The organism is Maricaulis sp. ABE4_448, from assembly GCF_056160825.1.
Genome location: NZ_JBSWXX010000005.1, coordinates 77,791 through 102,059, shown reverse-complemented (window position 1 = coordinate 102,059; position 24,269 = coordinate 77,791). Strand labels below are relative to the sequence as shown.

Here is a 24,269-nt window from a genome sequence, read left to right as displayed (position 1 = left end):
CCCCCGGATTCGGCGGGGCGCAATCCCTCTAATTCCCTAAGGGTTTTCCGGCTAACATCTTGGTGTTCAAGAGTTTAGCTGGAATGGAGGGACGTATGAAACTCAGTCTGCTTGTTAGCGGTGCCGCCATCCTTGCCGTGTCTGTCGGTGCCCTGATGTGGGGTCTGCCCCAGTATGGCGTCTGGCAGCAGGAACTGGCCGGCCGGGCCGAACTGGTCCGCGCCGAGCAGAACCGCCGTATCGCCGTGCTCGAAGCCCAGGCGCGTCTGGAGGCCGAGGAGCTGAATGCCCAGGCCGAGATCGCGCGCGCCCATGGTGTCGCCGAAGCGAATGCCATCGTGGCCGAAGGCCTGGGCGGTCCGGAAGGCTATCTGCGCTATCTGTGGATCCAGTCGCTGGGCGAGAACGGCCAGGATGTGATCTACATCCCGACCGAGGCCGGCTTGCCGCTGCTGGAAGCCAGCCGTCACCTGGCCGAATAGGCCGGACACGCCGGTGCCGTTTAGACGGTGCCGGCGTCTTGCTGAGGGGACGCGCGCCGACGGTTTCCCGCTGCCTCTTTGCCCGAACCGCGCTAGTATCGTCGGGCAGACTCGCTCTTTTGGCGAATTCCTGCATCCGAATGATCGCTTGGGGGCATCACACGGGTAACGGTGACACAGGGGACCGATATGACGGATACCAGCGAAATACGCGCCAGCAGCGCCCGTCCTTCCGACGAGATGCTGCCCTTCCTCAATAATTTCCACGACATCTTCACCACGCTCGGCGTGCTGATCCTGCTGGGCGGGCTTGGCGTCGGCGCCGGCCAGGTGATGGCCGGGCTCGACATGGCCGAAGGCAGCCAGGCCTGGCAGAACATATTGATGGCGCTGATCGGCGGTATCGCCGTGTTCGCCTGGTTCCTGTCCGCGCTTCTGGTCGGCAAGCAGCGCCGCATCCTGCCGGGCATCGTGCTGTCCGGCGTGTTCGGCATCGCGGCTGCCGTCGTTCTGGTCTGGGGCTATGCGCAGTTCCTGATCCATGTCACCGGCATTGCCGAAAGCAGTTTCGAGCTGGGCAGCGAGAGCGCCGACAATATGGCCTTCGGCCGCGAAGCGGTGATGGCGGTCGTGTCGCAGATCCCGCTTTCGGTGCGCATCATGCCGGTCGTGTTCGGCCTCGCCTTCGTGCTGCCGATGATCGCTTATTATCGCGTCTATCGCCTGCCGTTTGCCGGCGGTCTGGTCGGGGCGGGCACGGTGATGACGGCCGTGCTGACCCTGCTGGTCATCGAGCCCTACACGGCCATTGTCTGGATGCCGGCGATCAATGTCGCCGCCGGTGCGGCGCTGCTGCTGGCGGGAATCCTGTTCGACGCCCGCGATCCGGCACGGGAAACGCGCCTGTCCGGCACGGCTTTCTGGCTGCATTTCTTCGCCGCGCCGATCCTGCTGGGCGCCGTGCTCAACATGGCGCAGGTCGGCCTCACGCTCGACGAAAGCGATTTTGCGAACCCTGATGCGATCAATCTGTTTGCCGCGCTGGCCGCCGACAGTGCCGAAGCGATGCGCCTTGCGGTGACCGCTCTGGTGGTCATCGGCCTGTTCGCGCTGGTCTCGCTGCTGATCAACCGGCGTGCGCTGATCGTCTCCGGCCTGGTCACGGCGGGCGTGTCGATCGGCGTCATCGTCAATTCGACCGATCTGGGCGCTGGTGTCGTGGTCGCCGTGACGCTGCTGGTGTTGGGCGGGATTGTTGTCCTGCTGGGCGCGGCCTGGAACCCGGTGCGCCGGATCCTGCTTCTGCCCATCCCGCAGGGCGGCCCCCTCGGCCGCATCTTCCCGCCGGTCAGCGCCGCCGAAGGCTGACCGCCCGCGTCGACAACGAAACGAGGCCGCCCTGCGTGAAAGCGGGGCGGCCTTTTCTTTTGTCCGGTCTTGATGACGGCCAGGCATTTACGCCCTTGCCGGGAACACCGATCATGGCATTCGCAGCAGGAGGCGAGAGGGCATGACCCACGATACGGACGCCATCATCATCGGGGCCGGGGCTGTCGGGCTGGCCTGTGCCTATGCCCTGGTCCAGCGCGGTTTCGAGACGATCGTGCTGGAGAAGGAAAAGGCGATCGGGCAGGGCGTCTCCTCGCGCAATTCCGAGGTGATCCATGGCGGGCTCTACTATCCCACGGGTTCGCTGAAGGCGCGGCTGTGCGTCGAGGGGCGCCGCAAGCTCTACGACTTCCTCGCCAGCCATCATGTGACGCATGAACGCTGCGGCAAGCTGGTCGTGGCGACCGAGCCGCACGAGATCGAGCGGCTGGATGCCATCCTCGACCAGGCCGCAGCGAATGGTGTGGAGGGCATGCAGCGGCTGACCGGCGCGGAAGCGCGGGCGCTGGAGCCGGGGCTGCGGGCCGAGGCAGCGCTGCTCTCGCAGACCAGCGGCGTGATGGATGCCCATGGCTATATGGATGCGCTGGCCGGCGAGATTTCCGCCCGGGGCGGGGCGATTGCGGTCAACACGCCCTTTGCCGGTGCGCGGCCGCTGGAGGGCGGCGGTTTTGCGATCCGCACGGGCGGAGAACATGCGACGGAGGTCACGGCGCGCCATCTGGTGATCGCGGCCGGTCTGGGTGCCCAGGCGGCCGCCGGTATGGTGGAGACCTATCCGGCCGACGCCATTCCGCCGCTCTATCTGGGCAAGGGCGTCTACTTCACCATGGCCGGCAAGGCGCCGTTCAAACATCTCGTCTATCCGCTGCCCATTCCCGGCGCGCTGGGCACGCATTACCGCGGCGATCTGGGCGGGCAGGCGCGGTTCGGGCCCGATCTGGAATTCGTCGCGACCGAGGACTACAGCGTCGACCTGTCCCGCGGCGAGGCCTTCTACGCCACGATCCGCCGTTTCTGGCCGGACCTGCCCGACGGCGCTCTGGTGCCCGACTATGCCGGTATCCGCCCCAAACTGCACGGCCCCGGCGAACCGCACCCGGACTGGCGCATCGACGGCGTGGGCCAGCACGGCATGACGGGCCTGGTCACGCTGTTCGGTATCGAAAGCCCGGGGCTGACGGCCTCGCTGGCCATCGGCGACCATGTCGCGGCGATGCTGGCGGGGTAGCCGCTAGACTGATAGCCTTGTCATCCCGGATGAACGCCCGGCCTTGGGCCGGGCGCAGGTCCGGGACCCATAATCCCGGTGCACGCCTGACAGGCTCCGCCATCAAACCGGCTTTCGGCCAACAACGAGTCTGTGGGTCCCGGCCCTGCGGCCCGCCTTCGCGGGCCATCCCGCCGGGATGACAAAATTTCGAGCGGCAAACGCTATCCTTGTCGCGGCGCGCCGATCATGCCCAAATCCCGCCGGGGACGGGGAGGCTGACATGACACCATCGCGTTGGGCCTTCGGGCTTTGCATCCTGTTTGCGCTGGCAACGACCCTGCTGACGCTCGCCTTCGGCACGCCGCCGAAACCGGCCGTGCCGCTGCATTCCGGTTTCAGCACCCCCATCCTGGCCCTGGAATTTGCCACGCAGGTGGCGCATCTGGATTTCCTGCAGGGCGAGGCCGGCGCAGAGATGCGCGATTATATCCGGCACGTGCAGTTCATCGATGTCTTCTTCCCCATCGCCTATGCGGGCATGGCCGCCTGCCTGTTTCTGGGCATGGCGATGCGGGGCAATATCCTCGCCGTTCTCGGTGTCGGCCTGGCCGTGGCGACGATCGTTGCGGACTGGCAGGAGAACGCCACGATCGACGATATTCTCGACGAGATCGAGAACCCGCATTGCAACGCCCAGACCGTGCCGGACGATCAGGCCGGCGATCCGGTCCTGCGCGACTGCCTGTCGGACGAAGTGTTCGAGAATGCTCCGCCGGCGCTGGAACTGGCCTCCTTCGTGTTCGACAGCTTCCTGCCGATCCGGATCGAATTCCTGCGCGAGGACACCTGGATCAAATGGGCGCTGATGGCGACCTATGCGGTGCTGCTGTCGGCCTTGCTATGGTTTTCCGGACGACCGGTCTGGCATGAATGGCGGCGCTGGCTGGCGGTGCCGCCTGCATTGGCCGCCTTCGCCATCTGCCTCACCTGGCTGACCGGGTCGAACGGCCATGTCGCAGAAATCATGAGCATACTGCTCATTCCATTCATGCTCACTTTTCCCGCCGCCGCGGTGATGTATTTTCTCGCCAAGCCCAAAGGGTCCCGCAAGAAGGGCACCCGCTAGCAAAGGTCGAGGAAACGCCATGAAAGCCCTGGTCAAGGCCAAGCCGGAAGAAGGCATCTGGATAGACGACGTGCCGATGCCCACGATCGGCCCGGACGATGTGCTGATCCGCATCACCAAGACCGCCATCTGCGGCACCGACATCCACATCTATAACTGGGATGACTGGGCCGCGAAGAATGTGCCGACGCCGATGGTGGTGGGTCATGAATATGCCGGCGAGATCGTCGAGGTCGGCGGCAATGTGACCCGCGTGAAAGTGGGCCAGCGCGTGTCCGGCGAGGGCCATGTCGTCGGCGCGACCTCGCGCGCGGCGCGGGCAGGCCGTTTCCACCTCGATCCAGACACGCGCGGTGTCGGTGTGAACATCCCCGGCGCCTTTGCCGAATACATGAAACTGCCGGCCTTCAATGTCGTGCCGCTGCCGGAAGAAGTGCCCGACGAGATGGGCGCCATTCTCGATCCGCTGGGCAATGCCGTGCACACGGCGCTGCAGTTCGACCTGATCGGCGAGGATGTGCTGATCACCGGTGCCGGACCGATCGGCATCATGGCGGCGGCGATTGCGCGCCATGTCGGTGCGCGCCATGTCGTGCTGACCGATATCAATACGCACCGCCTCCACCTGGCCAGCCAGGTCGCGCCGAATATCCGCACGGTCGATGTCTCGAAGGAAAGCCTCGACGATGTGCGCGCCGACCTGAAAATGACGGAAGGCTTCGATGTCGGCTTGGAAATGTCCGGCGCGCCGCAAGCCTTCGGCTCCATGCTCCAGTCCATGGTGATGGGGGGCAAGATCGCGATGCTCGGCCTGCCGTCCAAGCCGATCGAGGTGGATTTCGGCCAGCTCGTTCTCAAGGCGATCACGCTGAAAGGCGTCTATGGCCGGGAAATGTTCGAGACTTGGTACAAGATGATCGCCATGCTCGAAAGCGGTCTCGACGTCTCGCGCATCATCACCCACCGCTATTCCGCCGACGACTTCCAGAAGGGTTTCGACGCCATGCGGGCGGGCAAGTCGGGCAAGGTGGTTCTGGACTGGAGCTGATCATGGGTGCCGAGAAACGCGTTCCGCTGGAAGGGTTTGTCGAGTATGCGCCCGAGGACATGTCGTCCCGGGTTGCGGCCTTCACCGAAAACCTCCGCCGCCGCCGTACGGTGCGCGATTATTCCGACCGTCCGGTTGATCGTGCGATCGTCGAACAGGCCATCCTGGCCGCCGGTTCGGCCCCGTCCGGAGCCAATCACCAGCCCTGGCATTTCGTCGTGCTGAGCGACGCCGAGCGCCGCAAGGCGTTGCGCGAGGCGGCCGAGGCAGAGGAACGGGCCTTCTATGCCGGCAAGGCATCGGAGGAATGGCTCGAGGCGCTCGCGCCGCTGGGCACGGATGCCGACAAGCCGTTTCTCGAGACAGCGCCCGTGCTGATCGCGGTCTTCGCCCAGAAGCGCGGCGGCGAGCGCGCGGGGCAGGACAAGAAGAATTACTACATCAATGAGAGCGTCGGCATTGCCTGCGGTTTCCTGCTGGCAGCGCTGCACGAGGCCGGTCTGGTGACGCTCACCCACACGCCCAATCCGATGCGCTTCCTCAACGAGGTCTGCGAACGTCCGGTGTCTGAAAAGCCCTACATGCTGATCGTCGGCGGCTATCCGGCCGAGGGTGCGACCGTGCCGGAACACGCGCTGGTAAAAAAATCCCTGGACGAGATCACGACCTGGTTGTGAGCGAACCCGCCGATGGCGGTGTCTTCCCCCGCTCCCCGACCCTCTCCCCAGGGAGAGGGAGTTTCGATCCCGCGTGCCGCAAGCCCCCCTTCTCCCCGGGGAGAAGGTGCCGCGAAGCGGCGGATGAGGGGGAAAGCACTTCACTGGACAATTGCCCAAAAAACAGGGCGCCCGGATCGGGGGAGGATCCGGGCGCCAGATTTGCCGACCAACCGTTATCTGATCGGGGCGCTTTTGCCAGGGAAACCGGGAGTGAGGGAACCGGTTTCCCGTTCGGGGGGGGGAACCCTAGGCCCGCATGCGCCGGCGGATTGCTGTGAAGGACCAGATCAGTGCGACGACCCAGCCGATCACCGTCCAGCCCAGAAGCAGGTTGGTGAGGAAGATCGCAAAGGTGTTGTCGTGACCGCGCAAGAGCGCGATCAGCGTCGGCAGGAACATCAGCAGCAAGGCGATGATGCCGAACTCCGCTCCACCCATCATGACGATCTCCATCTCCGTTTCCACTTCATATCGAATTTCGATATGAATGTATGAGCGGGGCCGGCGGAGCGCAATAGCGGGGAAGGGGGGATTGGACGGATTTTCGTCCCGCCTCTCTTTGCAAGGCCTCGGGAATGTCCGGGAACCGGCTTCGTCAGGCGGTCCTGAGTGCCCGTTCTGCACGCGGCGGGCGGCCGAACTGGCGGCTGTATTCGCGCGAGAACTGGGTCGGGCTTTCATAGCCGATGGCAAAGGCGATGGCCGAGACGCTCTCGGCGGTGTCGGTCAGCCGGCGGCGGGCTTCCATGAGGCGCAGCGTCTTCTGGTATTGCAGCGGCGTCGTACCGGTCAGGCTGCGGAAATGCTCGTGAAAGGCTGAGGCGCTCATGCCCGCCTCGCGGGCCAGATCGGCAACGGGCAGAGCTGTGTCGAATTCGCGGCGGATGCGCACGATGGCGCGGGCGATACGGCTGGCATGACTGTCCGGCCGGGTCAGGCTGGCCAGGAGCGGCGCCTCCGGGCTGCGCAGCAGGCGATAGTGGATTTCCCGGACCGTCAGCGGCGCCAGGACCGGCAGATCGTCCGGCTGGTCATGCAGGCGGTAAAGACGCGCCATGGCATCGACAAGGGCCGGATCGGCTTCCGTCACCGTCATGGCGGAACAGCGATACTCCGTGCGCGGTGGCGGCAGTGCATCGGCCGGCAGGCTGGCCATGAGTTCGCGCAGGAGCGCGATATCGATCGCCAGACCGAGCGAGAGATAGGGCGCCGAGGCACTGGCGGAGACGATGCGCGCCGTGGTCGGCAGATCGAGGCCAACGATCAGGGTCTGGCCGGCGGCAAAGGTGAGCGCGGTATCGCCCATCACGGTCTGTTTGGCGCCCTGCAGGACCAGGCAGAAAATTGGCCGGTAGTCGACGATATCGAGCGGCGTCGGTGCCCGGCTGCGCACAAGGTCGAGGCCGGGCACACCGGTCGCGTTCGGCTGGGCGTCGAAGCCAAGCAGGTCGGCATTCCGGGTCATGTCGCGTTTCAGGTTGTCGAGATCGGTCATGCATGGCTCCTGCCCCGATGGACTACGCGCGGGCGGCGCGCCGTGCAAGCGGGGCAGTCCGGAGTTGCGGAGGATCGGGCAGGTTTTCCGGAGCATGCGGCAGGCCGCATCCTGCGGCCGCCGCTAGATGAGGGGCGTCTTGAACACCGGAGCCTTTCCCATGACCCAATCAACCATCCCCATCGCCCTGATCACCGGCGGCAGCCGCGGGCTGGGCCGCAATACCGCCCTTCATCTGGCCCGCAAGGGCGTCGATGTCATCCTGACTTGGCGCGGCAATCGCGCGGAGGCGGAAAGCGCCATGGCCGAGATTGAGGCGCTGGGGCGCCGGGCGGCGATCCTGCAGCTCGACACCGGCGATATCGCCAGCTTCGCCGGCTTTGCCGAGGTCGTGAAATCTGTCCTGGCCGAGGGCTGGCAGCGCGACCGGATCGACTTCCTGGTCAATAATGCCGGCCATGGCGTCTACAAGCCTTTCGCCGAAGTCACCGAGGCCGAATTCGATGGGCTGGTGAATGTCCACTTCAAGGGCGTTTTCTTCCTCACCCAGGCGCTCCTGCCGTTGATCCGCGATGGCGGGCATGTCGTGAATATCTCCTCGGGCCTGACCCGCATCACGCTGCCCGGCTTTGCCGCCTATGCGGCAATGAAGGGGGCCATTGAGGCGCTGACCCGCTACCAGGCCCGTGAACTGGGCGTGCGGGGGATCCGTGTGAATGTGGTCGCGCCCGGCGCGATCGAGACGGATTTCGGTGGTGGCATGGTGCGTGACAATGCGCAGATGAATGCCGAAATCGCCTCGGTGACGGCTCTGGGCAGGGTCGGTCAGCCCGACGATATCGGCGGCGCGATCTCCAGCTTGCTGACCGGCGATTTCGGCTGGCTAACGGCGCAGCGTATCGAGGTCTCCGGCGGCCAGGCGCTCTGATCCCGAACGCGAACGCCCGCCCCCGGGAGGGGCGGGCGTTGCACATTGCGTCAATAAGGCAAGGACCGATCAGGCGTCGACGGTCGGGAATTCATAATCCTTGTAGATTTCCCGCAGCTTCGTCTTGAGGATCTTGCCGGTGGCGCCGATCGGCATCTCGTCGATGAATTCCACCGCATCCGGCACCCACCATTTGGGCACCTGGCCGCGCAGATAGTCCAGGATCGACTCGGCGTCCGGCGTGATGCCCGGCTTGGGCTGGACGACGAGCAGCGGCCGTTCCTGCCATTTCGGGTGCGGCATGCCCACTGCGGCCGCCATGGCGACATCGGGATGGCCCATCGCGGCGTTCTCCAGATCGATCGAGGAAATCCATTCCCCGCCGGTCTTGATCACGTCCTTGGAGCGGTCGGTGATGGTCATATAGCCATCGCCGTCGAGATAGGCGACATCGCCGGTCTTGAACCAGCCATCTTCGGTGAAACTGTCGGCACCGGCGCCGCGGTAATAGGCCGACGCGATCCACGGACCGCGCACCTGCACATGGCCGGAGGACTTGCCGTCCCAGGGCAGTTCCTTGCCCGCATCGTCGACAACACGCATGCCGACACCGAAAACGAGGCGGCCCTGTTTGAGCTTGATCTTGATCTGCTCTTCGCGGTCCAGCGCGTCATGTTTTGGCAGGGAGGCATTGACCGTGCCCAGCGGGCTCATCTCGGTCATGCCCCAGCCCTGCTGCATGACGACGTCATACTTGTCCTCATAGGCGCGCAGCAGCGCTTCGGGCAGGGCCGAGCCGCCGATCAGCACACGATCGATCGAGTCGATGCGCTTGCCTTCCTGTTCCAGATAGTTGAGCAGGCCCAGCCACACCGTCGGCACGCCGGCGACATAGTTGACCTTCTCGCCCTCGATTAGCTCGTGAATGCTCTGCCCGTCCATCTGCGCGCCGGGCATGACGAGCTTGGCGCCGTTCATCGGCGCGGCGTAGGGGATGCCCCAGGCATTGACGTGGAACATCGGCACCACCGGCAAGAGGGTGCCGCGCGCGCCCACGCCAATCACGTCCGAGGCCGAGCAGGCCATCGCGTGCAGCACATTGGAACGGTGGGAATAAAGGACACCCTTGGGGTCGCCCGTCGTGCCGGACGTGTAGCACAGGCCGGCCGCGGTGTGCTCGTCGAACACCGGCCAGTCGAAATCGGACGACTGTTCGGCGATCAGTTCCTCATAGGTCTTGCACTTGGTCTTGACCGCATCGGCGTGCGACTGGTCGGTCATCAGCACCCAGTTCTTCACCGATTTGCACATCTTCGAGATGCCGTCGATGATCGGTGCGAACTGCTTGTCGAAGAAGACCGCCTTGGCCTGGGCGTGCTCCAGCATCCAGACGATCTGCTTGGGATCGAGACGCGGATTGACCGTGTGGACCACGGCGCCCATGCCGGAAATGCCGTAATAGAGCTCGAAATGGCGATGCGAGTTCCAGGCGATGGTGGCGACGCGGTCGCCCTCGCGAATCTTCAGCTTCTTCTTGAGTGCATTCGCTAGCTGTTTTGTACGCTCATGTGCTTGGGCATAGGTCTCGCGATGAATCTCGCCCGTCTCCGGCAGGCGTGTCACGATCTCCTGGCCGCCATGGCATTTGGCCGCGTGGACAAGAATGTCCGAAATCATCAGCGGACAATCCATCATGTGTGCGCGGAATGTCATGCTCTCTCCCCTTAACTGGTCAACCGTTGTGTTGTTTTGGTGTTTTTCCCATCAAACGAATTCCCGGGCCGCGGCGCAATCCCTTTGCTCAATCGATGTGAATTGCCTATGGGGTCCTGACGGCTTTCGCCAGCCCAATCTGCGTCTCGCCACGGGAGAGTTTTGATGTCCAGCCCGCTGATCCCGCCGTCCTGTTCCGATATCGCCGACGCAGCGGAACGCCTGGCGGGACATGCGGTCCGTACCCCCTTGTTGCGCAATGACGTGCTCGACGAGCGCACCGGCGCCCGGGTGTTCGTGAAGGCGGAATGCCTTCAGCGCACGGGATCGTTCAAGTTCCGCGGCGCGTTCAACCGCATTTCACGCATGAATGCAGACGAAAAGACGCGCGGCGTGATGGCCTACTCCTCGGGTAATCACGCCCAGGGTGTTGCCGCGGCGGCGCGGATCAATGGCACGACGGCCAAGATCCTGATGCCGGCCGATGCGCCGCGCTCGAAGGTCGAGGGCGTGAAGTTCTGGGGCGGTGAGGTCGTGGAATACGATCGCGGCACCCAGAATCGCGAGGAGATGGGCCGCGCCATTGCCGAGGCCGAGGGCCGCGTTCTCGTGCCGCCCTATGAGGACCCTTTTATCATTGCCGGCCAGGGCACGGCTGCACTGGAAGCCAGCGAACAGATGGCTGAAGCCGGGGCCGTGCCGGATGTCGTGATCTGTCCGGCTGGCGGCGGCGGTCTGATTGCCGGTACCGGCATGGCGATGCTGCACCACCACCCGTCAGTGCAGGTGTGGGCGGCCGAGCCGGTCGGGTTCGACGATTTCCGCCGCTCGCTCGCCAGCGGCAAGCGGGAAGTGAATGAGCGGCTGACCGGCTCGGTCTGTGACGCGATCATCACGCCGACACCGGGCGAGCTGACCTGGTCGATCAATTCCGGCCAGCTGGCCGGCGGTGCCGCTGTCAGCGATGACGAAGCCCTGGCGGCTGTGGCCTTTGCCTGGCGCCATCTGAAGATCGTGGTCGAACCGGGCGGAGCCGTGGCCCTGGCGGCCGTGCTGAGCGGCCGGGTCGAGACACGCGGCAAGACGGTGTGCGTCATTGCCAGCGGCGGCAATGTCGACCGCGCCATGTTCGCCCGCGCACTGGAAAGTCTCTAGGCGCAAGCCGGCGCCGTGGCACCGGCAACGCCTCCCGAGTTTTCCCTAGCGGCCCGATTCGTCGGCCTGCTCGTAATTCCCGTCTTCCGACCCGGCTGCTGAGCCCTCGTCATCGAGACCGGTTTCACCGGGTTCGAGCGCATCCGTTTCCACATTGAACGGGCGGGGCATGCCGGCCTCGTCCGTGAAGATCAGGACCGGTTCGGAACCGCGGCGCAGATCCTCCTCGATCAGCAGCGGCACGGCCGCATCGTCATCGAGACGCGAGCGGTAGACCTGCAGATTTTCCATCACGCGCTGCACGTAATTGCGGGTCTCGGAGAAGGGAATGCTTTCTACCCAGTCGACCGGATCAACGTCCGGATCGCGCGGGTCGCCATAATCCCGGATCCAGCGGCGGGCGCGGTGGGAACCGGCGTTGTAGGCTGCCAGTGCCAGCACGTAGGACCCGTCGAAATCCTCCACCACATCGGCCAGGTGATGCATGCCGAGGGTGAGATTGTAGTCCAGGTCGTCCGTCAGCCAGCTGAAGCGATAGGGTACACCGACCTGGCGTGCGGTCTGCCGGGCGGTGGCCGGCATCATCTGCATCATGCCGCGGGCACCCGCGCCGGACACGGCGTGCTGCCCGAACTCGGTTTCCTGGCGGATGATCGAGTGGGTCAGGGCGTCTTCGGGGCGCAGGGCCGCGCTCTGGGGCAGGGTGATCGTGGGATAGGCGCTTTGCGGCAGGATGATGCCGCGCTGGCGGGCGGCCTTCGCAGCGCGCACCGACTGGCGCATGTAGAGATATTCGCTCGCCAGGCGTGCCAGCAGCACGGATTCCGCCGGATCGGTCAGCTGATCGTCGAGGCGATAGGAGAGCAGGCGGAAATAGTATTCCTCATTCTGCTCGGCCAGAAGACGCATCGCCCGCACCAGCGGCCGCGCTTCAAAGCGCACGCGGGTTGCTTCGTCCGGCTCCGGCTCGCGTTCCAGCGCCATGACGCCGCCACCGGACGCATCCGGCAATTGGGCCAGGGCGAGCTGGCCGTAGAAGGCGGTCGAGTGTTCGCCGGCCTCGGCATAATAGGCCGCGGCTTCCCCGTGGCGGCCGAGTGCATCGGCGGCACGGGCCATCCAGTAGGAACCGCGCGAGCGCGAGACCGGCGTGGAGACATTGTCGCGCAGATGCGTGAAGTGGGCGAGGGCCTCTTCCGGGCGGTCGAGATGGACCAGGGCGAGCCAGCCGGCGACGAATTCCGCATCGGCAAAATCGGCGCCTGCGCTCATGCCATGGGCGCGGGCGAGAGCGTAGGCTGTTTCATACTCGCGATCGCGCACCAGGTTGAGGATCATGAGCTTGCGCTCGGTCCACATCAGTTCCAGCGCATCGGTATTGCCATAGCTGTCCGGCAGTTGCAGCAGCAGCGGCAGGGTGGTGTCGGTGAGACCGGCCCGGCGGCGCCAGCGGGCGCGTTCGAACACCAGTCCGGCATCGTTGGACAGTGAGGCCGGTACGCGGTCGACGGCGCGGTCGACACCGCTCTGGCGGCCGGCCAGGCGCAGTCGGGCATCGGCCAGGTCATGATTATTGCCCGACAGAAGCGGCAGGACCCGGCGGGCGGCGGTACGCTGGTTCGACCAGATCAGATAGTCGATCCGCGCCATGTGGTCGTCTTCGGTGAAGAGATCGCGGTGGGCCTGATAGGTCTCGCTCTGCACCGAGAGGGGCAGGAATTCATGGCGCCAGGTCTCGCGCAGCAGGGCCTCGCCCTCCTCGATGCGACCGGTCTCGATAAGCGCTTCGGCGTATTCCACCGCGCCACGGCCCGTGGTCGCCGGATTGTTCTCGAACCACGAGACAATGAAGGGCGCGGTCATGCCGCTTTCATCAATCTTGGATTCGGCTTCCGAGCGGATGAAGCTGTCGCGCGGCCAGTTGTCCAGCTCGTTCAGCGCCATGTCGAGCTCGAGGAAGCTCGCGCGGGCATCACCCAGGGCGATGCGCCAAAGCAGGACATCGCGGGCCGAGGTGTCGGTGAGTTCATCGCGGATCTCGCGCACGCGGATCCAGTCCTCGTCGTCCGCCGCGTCGAGACCGCGCTGGAAGCGCGTGAAATCGGCGTCCGAGAGGTATTGCGAGAAATTCACCGGATCCGGCCGCATGCGCGGCGTGGGAATCTGGGCAGAGGCCGGCACGGCAAGGGCAATGAGTGCCAGCGCGGAAAGGCAATAAGCGATCATGGATCGTAGGACACTTTCTGACCGAAGGGGCATGACATCATCGCTGCAAGACCGGCTCACTGTCCAGACTTGACAACAAGACTTGGCCGTTTCTGTGCCCGTCGATATGGTCGCGCGCTCGTTTTTCGGTTTCCGGGATTGAAACATGTTCAAAGGGTCCATCACTGCGCTGGTCACGCCGTTCAAGAATGGTGCCGTTGACGAGGCGGCCGTCGCCGCGCTGGCCGAACGCCAGATCGAGGCCGGTTCGCACGGTCTGGTGCCCTGCGGCACGACCGGCGAAAACGCGACGCTGACCTTCGAGGAGCATATGCGGGTCGTCGAGATCGTCGTCGAGACGGCGCGCGGCCGTGTGCCGGTGATCGCCGGCACGGGCTCGAACAATACCGCTGTCGCGATCCAGAATCAGGTGCGCGCGAAGGAACTTGGTGCCGATGCCGGGCTGATCGCGGCGCCCTACTATAACAAGCCGAATGCCGAAGGCCTGTACCAGCACTACAAGGCGATCAATGACGCCGTCGATCTGCCGATCGTGGTCTACAATGTGCCGGGCCGCACCGTGATCGACCTGCAGGCCGACACTGTGGCGCGTATTGCGACGCTTGAGCATGTCGTGGGCATCAAGGATGCCACGGGCGATGTCGCCCGCGTGACCCAGCACCGCCGCCTGATCGGTACGGATTTCGTGCAGCTGTCCGGGGATGACCCGACGGCTCTGGGCTATAATGCGACGGGCGGTGTCGGCGCGATCTCCGTCACCTCGAATGTGGCGCCGGCCCTGTGCGCGCAATTCCAGGCCGCCACCTTGTCCGGCGATTGGGAAACGGCCCGTGCGATCAATGACAGCCTGCTGCCGCTGCATCATGCCCTGTTCACCTCGGCCAGCCCCGGCCCGACCAAGTATGCGATGTCGCTGCTCGGCGTGATGAATACCGAGCTGCGCCTGCCGCTGACCGAGCCGGATGAGGCGTCGAAAGCTGCAGTCCGTGAGGCGATGGTCATTGCCGGACTGCTGGACGCTGCCTAGATGATGCGCCCATGAGCAAACCCAAGACAGAGACCGGCGCCGTCGCCGTCAACCGGCGCGCCCGGTTCGATTACGAGATCGAGGAGACGTTCGACGCCGGCCTGATGCTGATGGGTTCGGAGGTCAAATCCCTGCGCGAAGGCCGCGCCAATATCGCCGAGAGCTATGTCAGCCCGGAACGCGGCGAAATCTGGCTGGTCAATGCGGATATTCCGCCCTACGGCCCGGCCAACCGTTTCAACCACGAGCCGCGCCGGCATCGCAAACTCCTGCTCAAGCGCAACGAGATCGAGAAGCTGGCCGGGGCGGTGACCCGCGACGGGCGGACGATCATCCCGCTGCGCCTCTTCTTCAACAATCGCGGTATCGCAAAGCTCCAGATCGGCCTGGCCAAGGGCAAGAAGACGGTCGACAAGCGCGAGACGATCAAGCGCCGCGAGTGGGATAAGCAGAAATCCCGTCTTCTGAAGAATTACGGCTGACCGCGATCAGCCCGCGACGCTGTCCGCGACTTCCACGGCAAACCGGTCCCGATAGGCCTGCGGCGTGATGCCCAGCTGGCGGGCAAAACTGCGCCGCATGCGTTCGTCATTGCCGAACCCGGTGCGCATGGCGATCGTCTTGATGCTGACGCCGGGGTTTTCCAGCATGGCGCGGGCGGCCTCGACGCGCATCTGCTCGACGGCGCGGGCCGGTGTCATGCCGGTTTCCTCGGTATAGATCCGGGCGAAATTGCGCGGGCTCATGCCGCTGCGATGGGCAAGGGCGTCGACCCGCAGATCGGCCGTCAGATTGTCCTTCATCCAGAAATGCAGGGCGTCAAACTTGCCGGTGGCCGACTGGGTCTGCTGTTTCAGGGCTTCGGAGAATTGCGACTGGCCGCCGGGCCGCTTCACGTAAACGAGCATGTTGCGCGCCAGATCCAGGGCCAGGTCGCGGCCATGATCGGTTTCCACGAGCGCCAGGGCGAGGTCGATTCCGGCGGTAACGCCGGCCGAGGTCCACACGCCCTCATCCTCGATGAAGATCGGGTCCGGATCGATGTCGGCCTTGGGGCAGATCCGGGCCAGATCACTACAGCGCTGCCAGTGCGTCACCGCGCGGCGGCCGTCGAGCAGTCCGGCTGCGCCCAGCAGGAAAGCGCCGGTGCAGGTCGAGGCGACCCGTCCACATTTCTCCGCCGCGCGCTGGATGCCGGCGACCAGGCGGTTGTCGCGGCTGGCCGCATAGACCCCGTCGCCACCGCATGCGATCAGCGTATCGCTGCTGTCCAGGCCCACACCCGCCAGGCGCCGCGTGTTCAGCGCGACGCCGGTGTCGGTCGTCACCGGACCGCCATACAGCGAGGCGAGGGTGGTGTTGTACGCGCCCCGGCCGAGCAGCTCGTTGGCATCGGAAAACACCTGCAACGGACCGGTCACGTCCAGCAGCTTGACCCGGTCATAGGTCAGGAAGGCGATGTGTCGTTCGATATGTTCGGGTTTGGCAGAAAATGTGGGCATAACGTCATTTGTGCCATCGCTTCTTCGAAATATCAAACCGCAAAGCGAGGCGGGAAGGAAGAGAGCAATGCAATCCGGGCGAATGAATACGGTGCTGAACGAGACCTGTCCGTGGTCGGGCAAGCCGGTGGCGGCCGACAGTCTGACGGATTATCGCGGGCATACTGTCGGCTTCTGTAACCCCGGATGTCGCGACAAGTTCCGGGTGGCGCTGCAGTTTTTCGACGGTTTGGTGGCGGCGAACGCGGTGCGCAATACAGAGGGTTAGCAAAAGCTGAACTGTGTGGATAACCCGGCCTGGATCTACGCTCCCTGTTGCCTGCCAAGCGATGCTAGGACGGCCGGCAAAGACATGATGCGGCGTCCGGTCACCTTTTCTGCCAGGATGAGTTCCGTCCGGCGCCGGGCCACCCCCTCAATTCGAGTCGAGATAGGCGCGGATGTCGGCGAACACGCTGTCGAACATGGCTTCGGTGAGCCGGCCGGTATTCGTGTTGTAACGCGAGCAGTGATAGCTGTCGAAGAGCTGCAGCGGGCCGTCGGGACCGTTCAGCTTCGCCCGGGTGCCGTGGCCGAAGGTGGCGTCCTTCATCTTGTGGCCCAGTGCGCGCAGCGTGTTGTCGTGCGAGATCTTGCCCAGGCAAAGCACAGCCTGAAGCCGGGGCAGGGCCGCGATCCGCGACGTCAGGAAGGGGCGGCAGGCATTGGCTTCCGCACCGACCGGCTTGTTTTCCGGCGGCACGCAGCGCACGGCATTGGTGATCATCGCATCGACAAGCGTCAGCCCGTCATCAGGCCGGCTGTCATAGGTGCCACGGGTGAAGCCGAACTTGCCCAGCGTGGCGTAGAGCAGATCGCCGGCCCAGTCGCCGGTGAAGGGGCGGCCGGTGCGGTTGGCACCGCGCAGCCCGGGCGCCAGCCCCACAACGAGCAGCCGCGCCTGAGGATCGCCAAAGGATTCAACCGGCGCATTATGCCAGTCCGGATGATCGCGCGCCGTCGCTTCGCGGAAAGCGACGAGGCGGGGGCAGAGCGGGCAGTCGAGCGGGGCTTCGGCCGGATAGGCTGCGCTCACGAACCGCCTCCGTTGCGCCCGATCATGCCTTCCAGATCGGCCAGTTCGATGAAGGTGTCAGCGGTCCGGCGCAGATCGTCGGAGACCATGGACGGCTGGGTCTTCAGCGAGGAGACCACACTCACACGTGCACCGCGGGACTGGGCCGCCTGGATGGCGCGCCGGAAGTCGCCATCGCCGGAGAACAGGATGATGTGGTCGAGGTAGGCGGCGGCCTCGATCATGTCGACGGCCAGCTCGATATCCATATCGCCCTTGATGCGGCGGCGCCCGCTCTCGTCGGTGAACTCGCGCGCCGGCTTCGTGATGACCGAGAAGCCGTTATAGTCCAGCCAGTCGACGAGCGGGCGCAGCGGGTTGTAGTCCTCCTGTTCCAGGAGGGCAGTGTAGTAATTGGCCCGGATCAGCTTGCCGCGCTTGCGGAATTCATCCAGCAGCCGCTTGAAGTCGATGTCGAAATCCAGCGCCTTGGTGGTGGAGAAGAGGTTGGCGCCGTCGATGAAAAGACCGATGCGCTCGTCGGGATAAAATGCCATCTGATTGTATCCTTTAAAAAATCACGGATCGAAAATGTCTGCTGCCGGCATCTATATCGCGCTTGGCGCTAACCTTCCAGAAGGCGGCCACACGCCGCAGGAAACGCTGGCCCTGGCGCTCAAGGCGCTGGCGGGCGAGGGCGTGTCTGTTGTCGCGTGTTCGTCGGACTGGTCGAGCCCGGCCTGGCCGGATCCCTCCGATCCGCCCTATGTGAACGCCGTTGCCGAAGTCGGATCGGACCTGTCTGCCCGCGCGCTGCTGGACCTTCTGCACCGGGTGGAAGCGCGGTTCGGCCGCAAACGCAGCCAGCGCAATGCGCCGCGCACGCTGGATCTCGATCTGATCGATCATCGCGGCACTGTTCTGAAGGCCGGAGACGGGCTGGAAATTCCTCATCCCCGGGCGACGCAGCGCGCCTTTGTTCTCTTGCCGCTGCAGGAAATTGCGCCCGGCTGGCACGATCCTGTGAGCGGCCGCAGCATTGGCGATCTGGTCGAGGCCTTGCCCCGCGCCGACCGCGACGCCATGTCAAAGCTGCAAACGGTTCCGCAGAAAGCGCCTTGAAGCCTTGCTTTTGCAGGGCGGCAGAGCTAGGAAACGCGGTTCCAACTCCAGCGCTGGTTCAAGGAGATCGCGCGCATGGCTCGCGTCACCGTCGAAGATTGCATCGATAAAATCCCCAATCGTTTCCGCCTCGTCCTGATGGCGGCGCATCGCGCCCGCAACATTTCGGCCGGTTCGGCGCTGACGATTGATCGCGACCGGGACAAGAATCCCGTCGTGGCGCTGCGCGAAATCGCCGACGAGACCCTCGACCTGGACAGCCTGAAGGAAAGCCTTGTGCACGGCCTTCAGCGCGTGCTGCCGAGTGAGGACGAGGAAGACGCCGCCAAGGAAGACGCCAAGCAGGACATGGAAGCCCTGCCGGCTCCGCCCGTCGAGCTCGACGAAGCGGAAATGCTCAAGGCGCTCCAGAACGACAGGGACGGCGCGCCTGACGGCCGTCTGTAGAGCGAATTGATCCACGGCGCGACGTCACCCGATCTGGCATCGCCGCCGCCCGCCATTCCCAGTGCGGACGAGCTGGTCGCACGCATCCATCGGTATTTTCCGAAGGTAGACGCTGGCTATGTGCGGCGTGCCTATGATTTTGCCGAGGAAGCGCACCGGCCGCAGCGGCGCCAGTCGGGCGAGCCCTATTTTGCCCATGTCGCACAGGTCGCGATGATCCTCGCCGACCTGCACATGGACGTGGCCACGGTGTGTACCGGGCTGCTCCACGACACGGTCGAGGATACGCCGGCGACGCTGGAAGACCTTACCCGCGAGTTCGGCGAGGAAACCGCCAGCCTGGTCGACGGCGTCACCAAGCTGGGCCAGATGGAATTGCGCTCCAAGCGCACCAAACAGGCTGAAAACCTGCAAAAACTGGTCGTCGCGATCTCGGCCGATGTGCGTGTGCTGATCGTGAAACTGTGCGACCGGCTGCACAATATGCGCACGCTGGGCGCCATCCCGCGGCCCGACAAGCGCGAGCGGATCGCCCGGGAAACGCTGGAAATTTACGCGCCGCTGGCGCGCCGGATCGGTATCAACCGGGTCTGCGTCGAGCTGGAAGACCTGGCGTTCGAACACATCAACCCGGCTGCCCACGAGTCGATCAACAAACGCCTCAAACTCCTGCGCGACGAACATGCCCAGGAAGTGTCGGCCGTCTCCCAGGCGATCACCGACCGGCTGGAACAGGCCGGCATCGAGGCGCGGATCTTCGGCCGCGAGAAACGGCCCTATTCGATCTGGCGCAAGCTGGAACGCAAGGGGCTGACCTTCGAGGAAATCGCCGACATCTATGCTTTCCGCCTGATCGTGACGACACCGGACGCGTGCTATCGCGCCCTCGGCGTGATCCACCAGGCTTGGCGGTGCATGCCCGAGCGCTTCCGCGATTTCATCTCGCTGCCCAAGCCGAATAATTACCGCTCCCTGCACACCACGGTGATCGGTCCGCACAATGTCCGCGTCGAGCTGCAGATCCGCACCGAGGACATGGAAGCGGTGGCCGAAAGCGGTGTGGCGGCGCATTGGCGCTACAAGAACTCGACCTATAAATACGACCCTGCTGCGGCCCAGGCGGCCGGTGGCGATCCGCTGGAGCGGCTGCGGCCCTTCGTGGAAATCCTCAACCAGGGCGGCGATCCGGACGAATTCCTCGAGCATGCCAAGCTCGAAATGTTCGCCGACCAGGTCTACTGCTTCACGCCGAAGGGCGATCTCATCTCGCTGCCGGCCGGCGCGACGCCGCTGGATTTTGCCTATGCGGTTCACACCGAACTGGGTCACACCACGGTAGCGGCCAAGATCAATGGCCGCGAACGTCCGCTGCGCACGCAATTGCGCAATGGCGATGTCGTGCAGATCGTGAAGGGCGGCGTGCGCCAGCCGCCGCAGGGCTGGGAGAATCTGGCCATCACCGGCCGCGCCCGGGCTGCGATCCGCCGCCTGATCCGCGAAAGCGAGCGCGACGAATTCCAGCGCATCGGCAAGATCATGGCCGAGCACGCTTTCCGCCGCGAAGGCCGCCAGCTGGTCGAGACCGATCTGGGCGATGCCCTGGCGCGGCTCGATCTGAAGGATGCCGAGGAGCTCTACGAGATGCTGGGCCGGGGCCGGGTGTCGTCCGGCGATCTGCTCAATGCGGTCTTCCCGGGCCGTCTCGACGAGCGCGGCGATGTCACCGATCGCGAACTGATCGAGGACGACAAGGCGCGTCTCTTCGTGCGGGGCCGCGGGCTCACACAGGGTGTGACGCTGCACTTCGCCGATTGTTGCTCGCCGCTGCCCGGTGACCGGATTGTCGGCCTCCTGATCCCGGACAAGGGTGTCGAGATCCACACGATCGACTGCGAGACGCTGGCCGATCACGAGGAAGACGAGATGGATCGCTGGCTCGACCTGGCCTGGACGGCCGAGGCCGAGGACAATGCGGTCTCCATGGCCCGCATCGAGGCGGTGCTGCACAACGGGCAGGGCGTGCTGGCCGAGATCGCCAAAACCGTGTCCGAGAATCGCGGCAATATCGCCAGCGTGAAGACGCGGCGCCGCTCGACCGACTTTTTCGACATGGAATTCGATGTCGAGGTGTTCGACACGCGGCACCTGGCCAATATCCTGGCGGCGCTGCGCATGTGCCCGTCGGTTGTTTCCGCCGAGCGCAAGCGCGCCGATCACGAAGAGAGCGAGGAATAGATGACACGCGACGAGGTTCTGGCTGAATTCCGCGGTGCCGGCGCTTTGCTGGAAGGCCATTTCATCCTGTCTTCGGGCCTGCGCAGCCCGGTCTTCCTGCAGAAGGCCAAAGTGTTCGCCGACCCGGCCCGGACGGAAAAACTGTGCCGCGCGCTCGCCGAAAAGGTGAAGGCCGAACTCTCCGAACAGCCCACCGTGATCGTCTCTCCGGCTGTCGGCGGCATCGTCCCCGGTTATGAAACGGCGCGCCAGATGGGGCTGAAAGCCCTCTATGTCGAGCGTGAGAACGGTGAGTTCACCCTGCGCCGCGGCTTCGAACTCACCGCCGATGACAAGGTTCTGGTGGTCGAGGATATCGTCACCACGGGGCTTTCCTCGCGCGAATGCATCGAGGCGATCCAGGCGACCGGGGCCACCGTGCTGGCCGAGGCCTGTCTGGTGGATCGCTCCGGCGGTGAGGCCGATGTCGGCGTGCCGCTGATCGCGCTGACCGAATACAAGGTGCCGGCCTATCCGGCCGACCAGCTGCCGCCGGAACTGGAAGCCATTCCGGCGATCAAGCCCGGGAGCCGTGGACTGGCATGACGATCCGTCTCGGCGTCAATATCGACCATGTGGCGACGATCCGGAATGCCCGCGGCGGCGCCCATCCCGATCCCGTGCGTGCGGCCCGGCAGGCGGCCGAGAGCGGGGCGGACGGGATCACGGCGCATCTGCGCGAAGACCGCCGCCACATCACTGATGCCGATATCGACCGGCTGATGGCGGAGATCGAATTGCCGCTGAACCTGGAAATGGCCGCGACCCCGGAAATGCTGGAGATCGCGCTGCGGCACAAGCCGCATGCCTGCTGCATCGTGCCGGAAAAGCGCGAGGAACGGACGACCGAGGGCGGTCTCGACGTGGCCGCGGGGCATAATCACATCGCGCCCTTTGTGCGTCAGCTCGGCGAGGCGGGGATCCGCGTCTCGCTCTTCATCGAGCCGGACCCGGTGCAGATTGCCGTCGCCGAGGCGATGGGCGCCGCCGTGGTCGAACTGCACACCGGCGCCTATTGCGAGGCCGCACTGGCCGGCGACACGGCCGGGCGGCAACGCCTGCTGGAACGGCTGGCGGAAGCTTCCGCCATCGCCCATGGCCGCGGTCTGGAAGTTCATGCCGGCCACGGCCTGACCTATGACACGGTGAAGCCGGTCGCCGCCATTCCCGGGATCGCCGAGCTGAATATCGGCCATTTCCTGATCGGCGAAGCGATCTTCCGCGGTCTGCGCGAGACCGTCGAAACCATGCGCGGCCTGATCGCCGAGGCGCGGGCGGAGCGAAGCTGATGATCATCGGCCTTGGTTCCGACCTGATGGATATCCGGCGTATCGAGAAATCGCTGGACCGGTTCGGCGACCGTTTCGTGCAGCGCGTCTTCACCGAGATCGAACAGGCGAAATCCGAGGCGCGGCGCATGCGGGCGGCCAGCTATGCCAAGCGGTTTGCGGCCAAGGAGGCCGGAGCCAAGGCGCTGGGTACCGGGATTGCGCGCGGCGTGTCCTGGAAGGAGATCGGTGTCGTCAACCTGCCCGGCGGCAAGCCGACGCTCGCCTTCACGGGGCGGGCGCTGGAGCGTCTGCGCATGCTGACGCCGCAGGGCATGGAGGCTCATGCCCATATCACCATCACCGACGATCATCCCTGGGCCCAGGCTTTCGTGGTGATCGAGGCCCGTCCGCTGGGCCACCATCTGGACGGCATGCTCCATGGCTGACGCGCAGAGCGAACTGGAAGCGCGGATCGGCTATGCCTTCAAGGACAGGAGCCTGATCGACCGCGCCCTGACCCATGCCAGCTATGGCGATGGCCGCAAGGGCGTGCGTTCCTATGAGCGCCTGGAATTCCTCGGCGACCGGGTGCTGGGCCTGATGACGGCGGAAGCCCTGTTCCGCCTGTTCGACAAGGCCAGCGAGGGCGCGCTGGCGCCGCGTCTCAATGCGCTGGTGAACAAGAATGCCTGTGCCGATGTCGCCCGGTCGATCGATCTGGGCGAGGCGCTGAAAATGGGCCGGTCCGAGGAACGCGGCGGCGGCCGCAACAAGACCTCGATCCTGGGCGATGCCTGCGAGGCGCTGATCGCGGCGATCTATCTGGATGGCGGCCGTCCGGCGGCGCAGGCCTTCTATGACCGTTTCTGGGGACCGCGCATCGAGGCGCTGAAGGCCAAGCCGGAAAACCCCAAATCCGCCCTGCAGGAATGGGCGGCTCGTACCGGGCACGGCGTGCCGCGCTATCAGCTCACCGAACGCTCGGGACCGGATCACCGTCCCGTCTTTACCGTCGAAGTCACCGTCTCGCCGCTCGATCCGGCGATCGGCGAGGGCGGTTCCAAACAGGCCGCCGAACGCGCTGCGGCCACCGCACTTCTCGAACGCGAAGGACAGCATGTCTGACACGCCCCAAACCCGCTGCGGCTTTGCCGCGGTCATCGGTTCGCCCAATGCCGGCAAGTCGACCCTGGTCAATGCCCTGGTCGGCGAGAAGGTCACCATTGTCACCCACAAGGTCCAGACGACCCGTTTCGCCGTGCGCGGCGTGGCGCTGGAGGGGGGCAGCCAGATCGTACTGGTGGACACGCCCGGCGTGTTCGCACCCAAGCGGCGGCTGGACAAGTCGATGGTCGCGGCCGCGTGGAGCGGCGCCGAGGATGCCGACGCCGTCGTGCACGTCATCGATGCCGGTGCGCGGGCCCGGCTGGAACATGGTGGTGCCAAGAGCGGCGACAAACGCATGGTCCAGGATGACCAGCGCGTGATCGACGGTCTGAACAAGGCCGGCCGCAAGGCGATCCTGGCGCTCAACAAGGTCGACATGATCGACCGGGATCATCTGCTCGCCATGTCGCAGGAGCTCTACGAGACGGGCGTTTATTCCGACGTCTTCATGATCTCCGCCAAGACCGGTTCCGGCGTCAAACAGCTCAAGACTTTCCTTTCGGGCCTCATGCCCGAGGGCGTCTGGCACTATCCCGAAGACCAGGTTGCCGACCTGCCATCCCGCATCCTGGCCGCCGAGATCACGCGCGAGAAAGTCTATCTGCGCCTGCACGAGGAATTGCCCTACGCCTCCATGGTGGAGACCGAGGTCTGGAAGAAGCTGCGCGACGGCTCGATCCGGGTGGAGCAGTCCGTCATCGTCGAGCGCGATACGCAAAAACCCATCGTGCTGGGCAAGGGCGGCAGTGCCATCAAAGCCATCGGCGAGGCGGCCCGCAAGGAAATGGAAGAGGTGCTGGGCTGCAAGGTCCACCTCTTTCTCAATGTGAAGGTCGACGCCAAATGGATGGCCCGCCGCTCCCACTACAAGGATGTCGGCCTGGATTTCGACGTATAGGCGCCTCTGTCGC

At 65.0% G+C, this 24,269-nt stretch carries 26 protein-coding genes; 19 read left to right on the top strand and 7 right to left on the bottom strand.

Annotated features, from left to right (window positions below; translation table 11 throughout):
• Positions 1-95: 95 nt before the first annotated feature.
• The 6 genes from ACXAJV_RS14280 to ACXAJV_RS14255 all read left to right on the top strand — a co-directional run bounded on the left by ACXAJV_RS14280 (position 96) and on the right by ACXAJV_RS14255 (position 5,935).
• Positions 96-482: an SPFH domain-containing protein gene (locus tag ACXAJV_RS14280; RefSeq protein ID WP_475086104.1), complete on the top strand. Its 387-nt coding sequence runs from the start codon at positions 96-98 to the stop codon at positions 480-482.
• Between the two features lie 189 nt (positions 483-671).
• On the top strand, positions 672-1,850 hold the full coding sequence (locus tag ACXAJV_RS14275; RefSeq protein WP_475086103.1) for a hypothetical protein: 1,179 nt from the start codon (positions 672-674) through the stop codon (positions 1,848-1,850).
• Positions 1,851-1,992: 142 nt separating this feature from the next.
• Positions 1,993-3,102: an NAD(P)/FAD-dependent oxidoreductase gene (locus ACXAJV_RS14270; RefSeq protein ID WP_475086102.1), complete on the top strand. Its 1,110-nt coding sequence runs from the start codon at positions 1,993-1,995 to the stop codon at positions 3,100-3,102.
• 262 nt (positions 3,103-3,364) lie between these two features.
• Entirely contained in the window at positions 3,365-4,210 is an 846-nt protein-coding gene (locus ACXAJV_RS14265) for a hypothetical protein (RefSeq protein ID WP_475086101.1), read from the top strand.
• A 19-nt stretch (positions 4,211-4,229) separates the two neighbouring features.
• Positions 4,230-5,258 carry an L-threonine 3-dehydrogenase gene (gene tdh, locus ACXAJV_RS14260; RefSeq protein ID WP_475086100.1) on the top strand — a complete coding sequence of 343 codons (1,029 nt, stop codon included), beginning with the start codon at positions 4,230-4,232 and terminating at the stop codon, positions 5,256-5,258.
• 2 nt (positions 5,259-5,260) lie between these two features.
• Positions 5,261-5,935, top strand: coding sequence for a nitroreductase family protein (locus ACXAJV_RS14255; RefSeq protein WP_475086099.1), 675 nt, complete (start codon positions 5,261-5,263; stop codon positions 5,933-5,935).
• Positions 5,936-6,223: 288 nt separating this feature from the next.
• Here the strand turns inward: ACXAJV_RS14255 and ACXAJV_RS14250 are convergent, their stop codons facing one another.
• Together ACXAJV_RS14250 and ACXAJV_RS14245 are read right to left on the bottom strand one after the other, a co-directional pair.
• Positions 6,224-6,418 carry a superinfection immunity protein gene (locus tag ACXAJV_RS14250; RefSeq protein ID WP_291888338.1) on the bottom strand — a complete coding sequence of 65 codons (195 nt, stop codon included), beginning with the start codon at positions 6,416-6,418 and terminating at the stop codon, positions 6,224-6,226.
• Between the two features lie 154 nt (positions 6,419-6,572).
• Positions 6,573-7,472 (bottom strand): AraC family transcriptional regulator, encoded by a 900-nt coding sequence (locus tag ACXAJV_RS14245; protein ID WP_475086098.1) that lies wholly within the window; start codon positions 7,470-7,472, stop codon positions 6,573-6,575.
• A 160-nt stretch (positions 7,473-7,632) separates the two neighbouring features.
• Here ACXAJV_RS14245 and ACXAJV_RS14240 point away from each other — a divergent pair, with 160 nt between their 5' ends.
• Complete coding sequence (locus ACXAJV_RS14240; protein ID WP_475086097.1) at positions 7,633-8,400, top strand: SDR family NAD(P)-dependent oxidoreductase; 768 nt, start codon at positions 7,633-7,635, stop codon at positions 8,398-8,400.
• A 69-nt stretch (positions 8,401-8,469) separates the two neighbouring features.
• Here the strand turns inward: ACXAJV_RS14240 and ACXAJV_RS14235 are convergent, their stop codons facing one another.
• Positions 8,470-10,113 carry a long-chain-fatty-acid--CoA ligase gene (locus tag ACXAJV_RS14235; protein ID WP_475086096.1) on the bottom strand — a complete coding sequence of 548 codons (1,644 nt, stop codon included), beginning with the start codon at positions 10,111-10,113 and terminating at the stop codon, positions 8,470-8,472.
• Positions 10,114-10,278: 165 nt separating this feature from the next.
• On the opposite strand from ACXAJV_RS14235, the gene ACXAJV_RS14230 reads away from it, so the two are divergent.
• A complete protein-coding gene (locus tag ACXAJV_RS14230) occupies positions 10,279-11,268 on the top strand; it encodes a threonine ammonia-lyase (RefSeq protein ID WP_475086095.1) in 990 nt (329 codons plus the stop codon).
• Between the two features lie 45 nt (positions 11,269-11,313).
• Here the strand turns inward: ACXAJV_RS14230 and ACXAJV_RS14225 are convergent, their stop codons facing one another.
• Positions 11,314-13,494 (bottom strand): lytic transglycosylase domain-containing protein, encoded by a 2,181-nt coding sequence (locus tag ACXAJV_RS14225; RefSeq protein ID WP_475086094.1) that lies wholly within the window; start codon positions 13,492-13,494, stop codon positions 11,314-11,316.
• Between the two features lie 145 nt (positions 13,495-13,639).
• Between ACXAJV_RS14225 and dapA the strand changes: the two genes are divergently transcribed.
• Positions 13,640-14,521: a 4-hydroxy-tetrahydrodipicolinate synthase gene (dapA, locus tag ACXAJV_RS14220; protein ID WP_475086093.1), complete on the top strand. Its 882-nt coding sequence runs from the start codon at positions 13,640-13,642 to the stop codon at positions 14,519-14,521.
• Positions 14,522-14,532: 11 nt separating this feature from the next.
• Complete coding sequence (gene smpB / locus ACXAJV_RS14215; protein WP_475086092.1) at positions 14,533-15,003, top strand: SsrA-binding protein SmpB; 471 nt, start codon at positions 14,533-14,535, stop codon at positions 15,001-15,003.
• 6 nt (positions 15,004-15,009) lie between these two features.
• On the opposite strand, the gene ACXAJV_RS14210 is transcribed toward smpB, so the two are convergent.
• Positions 15,010-16,023, bottom strand: a complete 1,014-nt coding sequence (locus tag ACXAJV_RS14210) for a GlxA family transcriptional regulator (protein ID WP_475086091.1) — start codon at positions 16,021-16,023, stop codon at positions 15,010-15,012.
• 67 nt (positions 16,024-16,090) lie between these two features.
• Here ACXAJV_RS14210 and ACXAJV_RS14205 point away from each other — a divergent pair, with 67 nt between their 5' ends.
• Positions 16,091-16,291, top strand: coding sequence for a glutathione S-transferase (locus ACXAJV_RS14205; protein WP_475086090.1), 201 nt, complete (start codon positions 16,091-16,093; stop codon positions 16,289-16,291).
• A gap of 147 nt (positions 16,292-16,438) precedes the next feature.
• On the opposite strand, the gene ACXAJV_RS14200 is transcribed toward ACXAJV_RS14205, so the two are convergent.
• Positions 16,439-17,098 carry a uracil-DNA glycosylase gene (locus tag ACXAJV_RS14200; protein ID WP_475086089.1) on the bottom strand — a complete coding sequence of 220 codons (660 nt, stop codon included), beginning with the start codon at positions 17,096-17,098 and terminating at the stop codon, positions 16,439-16,441.
• Positions 17,095-17,634, bottom strand: coding sequence for a LabA-like NYN domain-containing protein (locus ACXAJV_RS14195; protein WP_475086088.1), 540 nt, complete (start codon positions 17,632-17,634; stop codon positions 17,095-17,097). The genes ACXAJV_RS14200 and ACXAJV_RS14195 overlap by 4 nt, the downstream gene beginning before the upstream one ends.
• 34 nt (positions 17,635-17,668) lie before the next feature.
• Here ACXAJV_RS14195 and folK point away from each other — a divergent pair, with 34 nt between their 5' ends.
• The 8 genes from folK (at position 17,669) to era (ending at position 24,256) form a co-directional block, all read left to right on the top strand.
• Positions 17,669-18,199 carry a 2-amino-4-hydroxy-6-hydroxymethyldihydropteridine diphosphokinase gene (folK, locus tag ACXAJV_RS14190; RefSeq protein WP_475086087.1) on the top strand — a complete coding sequence of 177 codons (531 nt, stop codon included), beginning with the start codon at positions 17,669-17,671 and terminating at the stop codon, positions 18,197-18,199.
• Positions 18,200-18,274: 75 nt separating this feature from the next.
• A complete protein-coding gene (gene rpoZ, locus ACXAJV_RS14185) occupies positions 18,275-18,646 on the top strand; it encodes a DNA-directed RNA polymerase subunit omega (RefSeq protein ID WP_291888384.1) in 372 nt (123 codons plus the stop codon).
• Positions 18,647-18,652: 6 nt separating this feature from the next.
• On the top strand, positions 18,653-20,881 hold the full coding sequence (locus tag ACXAJV_RS14180) for a RelA/SpoT family protein (RefSeq protein WP_475086086.1): 2,229 nt from the start codon (positions 18,653-18,655) through the stop codon (positions 20,879-20,881).
• Positions 20,882-21,466, top strand: coding sequence for an orotate phosphoribosyltransferase (pyrE, locus tag ACXAJV_RS14175; RefSeq protein ID WP_475086085.1), 585 nt, complete (start codon positions 20,882-20,884; stop codon positions 21,464-21,466).
• Complete coding sequence (locus ACXAJV_RS14170; RefSeq protein ID WP_475086084.1) at positions 21,463-22,209, top strand: pyridoxine 5'-phosphate synthase; 747 nt, start codon at positions 21,463-21,465, stop codon at positions 22,207-22,209. The genes pyrE and ACXAJV_RS14170 overlap by 4 nt, the downstream gene beginning before the upstream one ends.
• On the top strand, positions 22,209-22,637 hold the full coding sequence (gene acpS, locus ACXAJV_RS14165; protein ID WP_271185540.1) for a holo-ACP synthase: 429 nt from the start codon (positions 22,209-22,211) through the stop codon (positions 22,635-22,637). The genes ACXAJV_RS14170 and acpS overlap by 1 nt, the downstream gene beginning before the upstream one ends.
• Entirely contained in the window at positions 22,630-23,316 is a 687-nt protein-coding gene (rnc, locus tag ACXAJV_RS14160; protein ID WP_475086083.1) for a ribonuclease III, read from the top strand. Before acpS ends, rnc begins: the two co-directional genes overlap by 8 nt.
• Entirely contained in the window at positions 23,309-24,256 is a 948-nt protein-coding gene (gene era, locus ACXAJV_RS14155; RefSeq protein ID WP_475086082.1) for a GTPase Era, read from the top strand. The genes rnc and era overlap by 8 nt, the downstream gene beginning before the upstream one ends.
• Positions 24,257-24,269 lie beyond the last annotated feature (13 nt).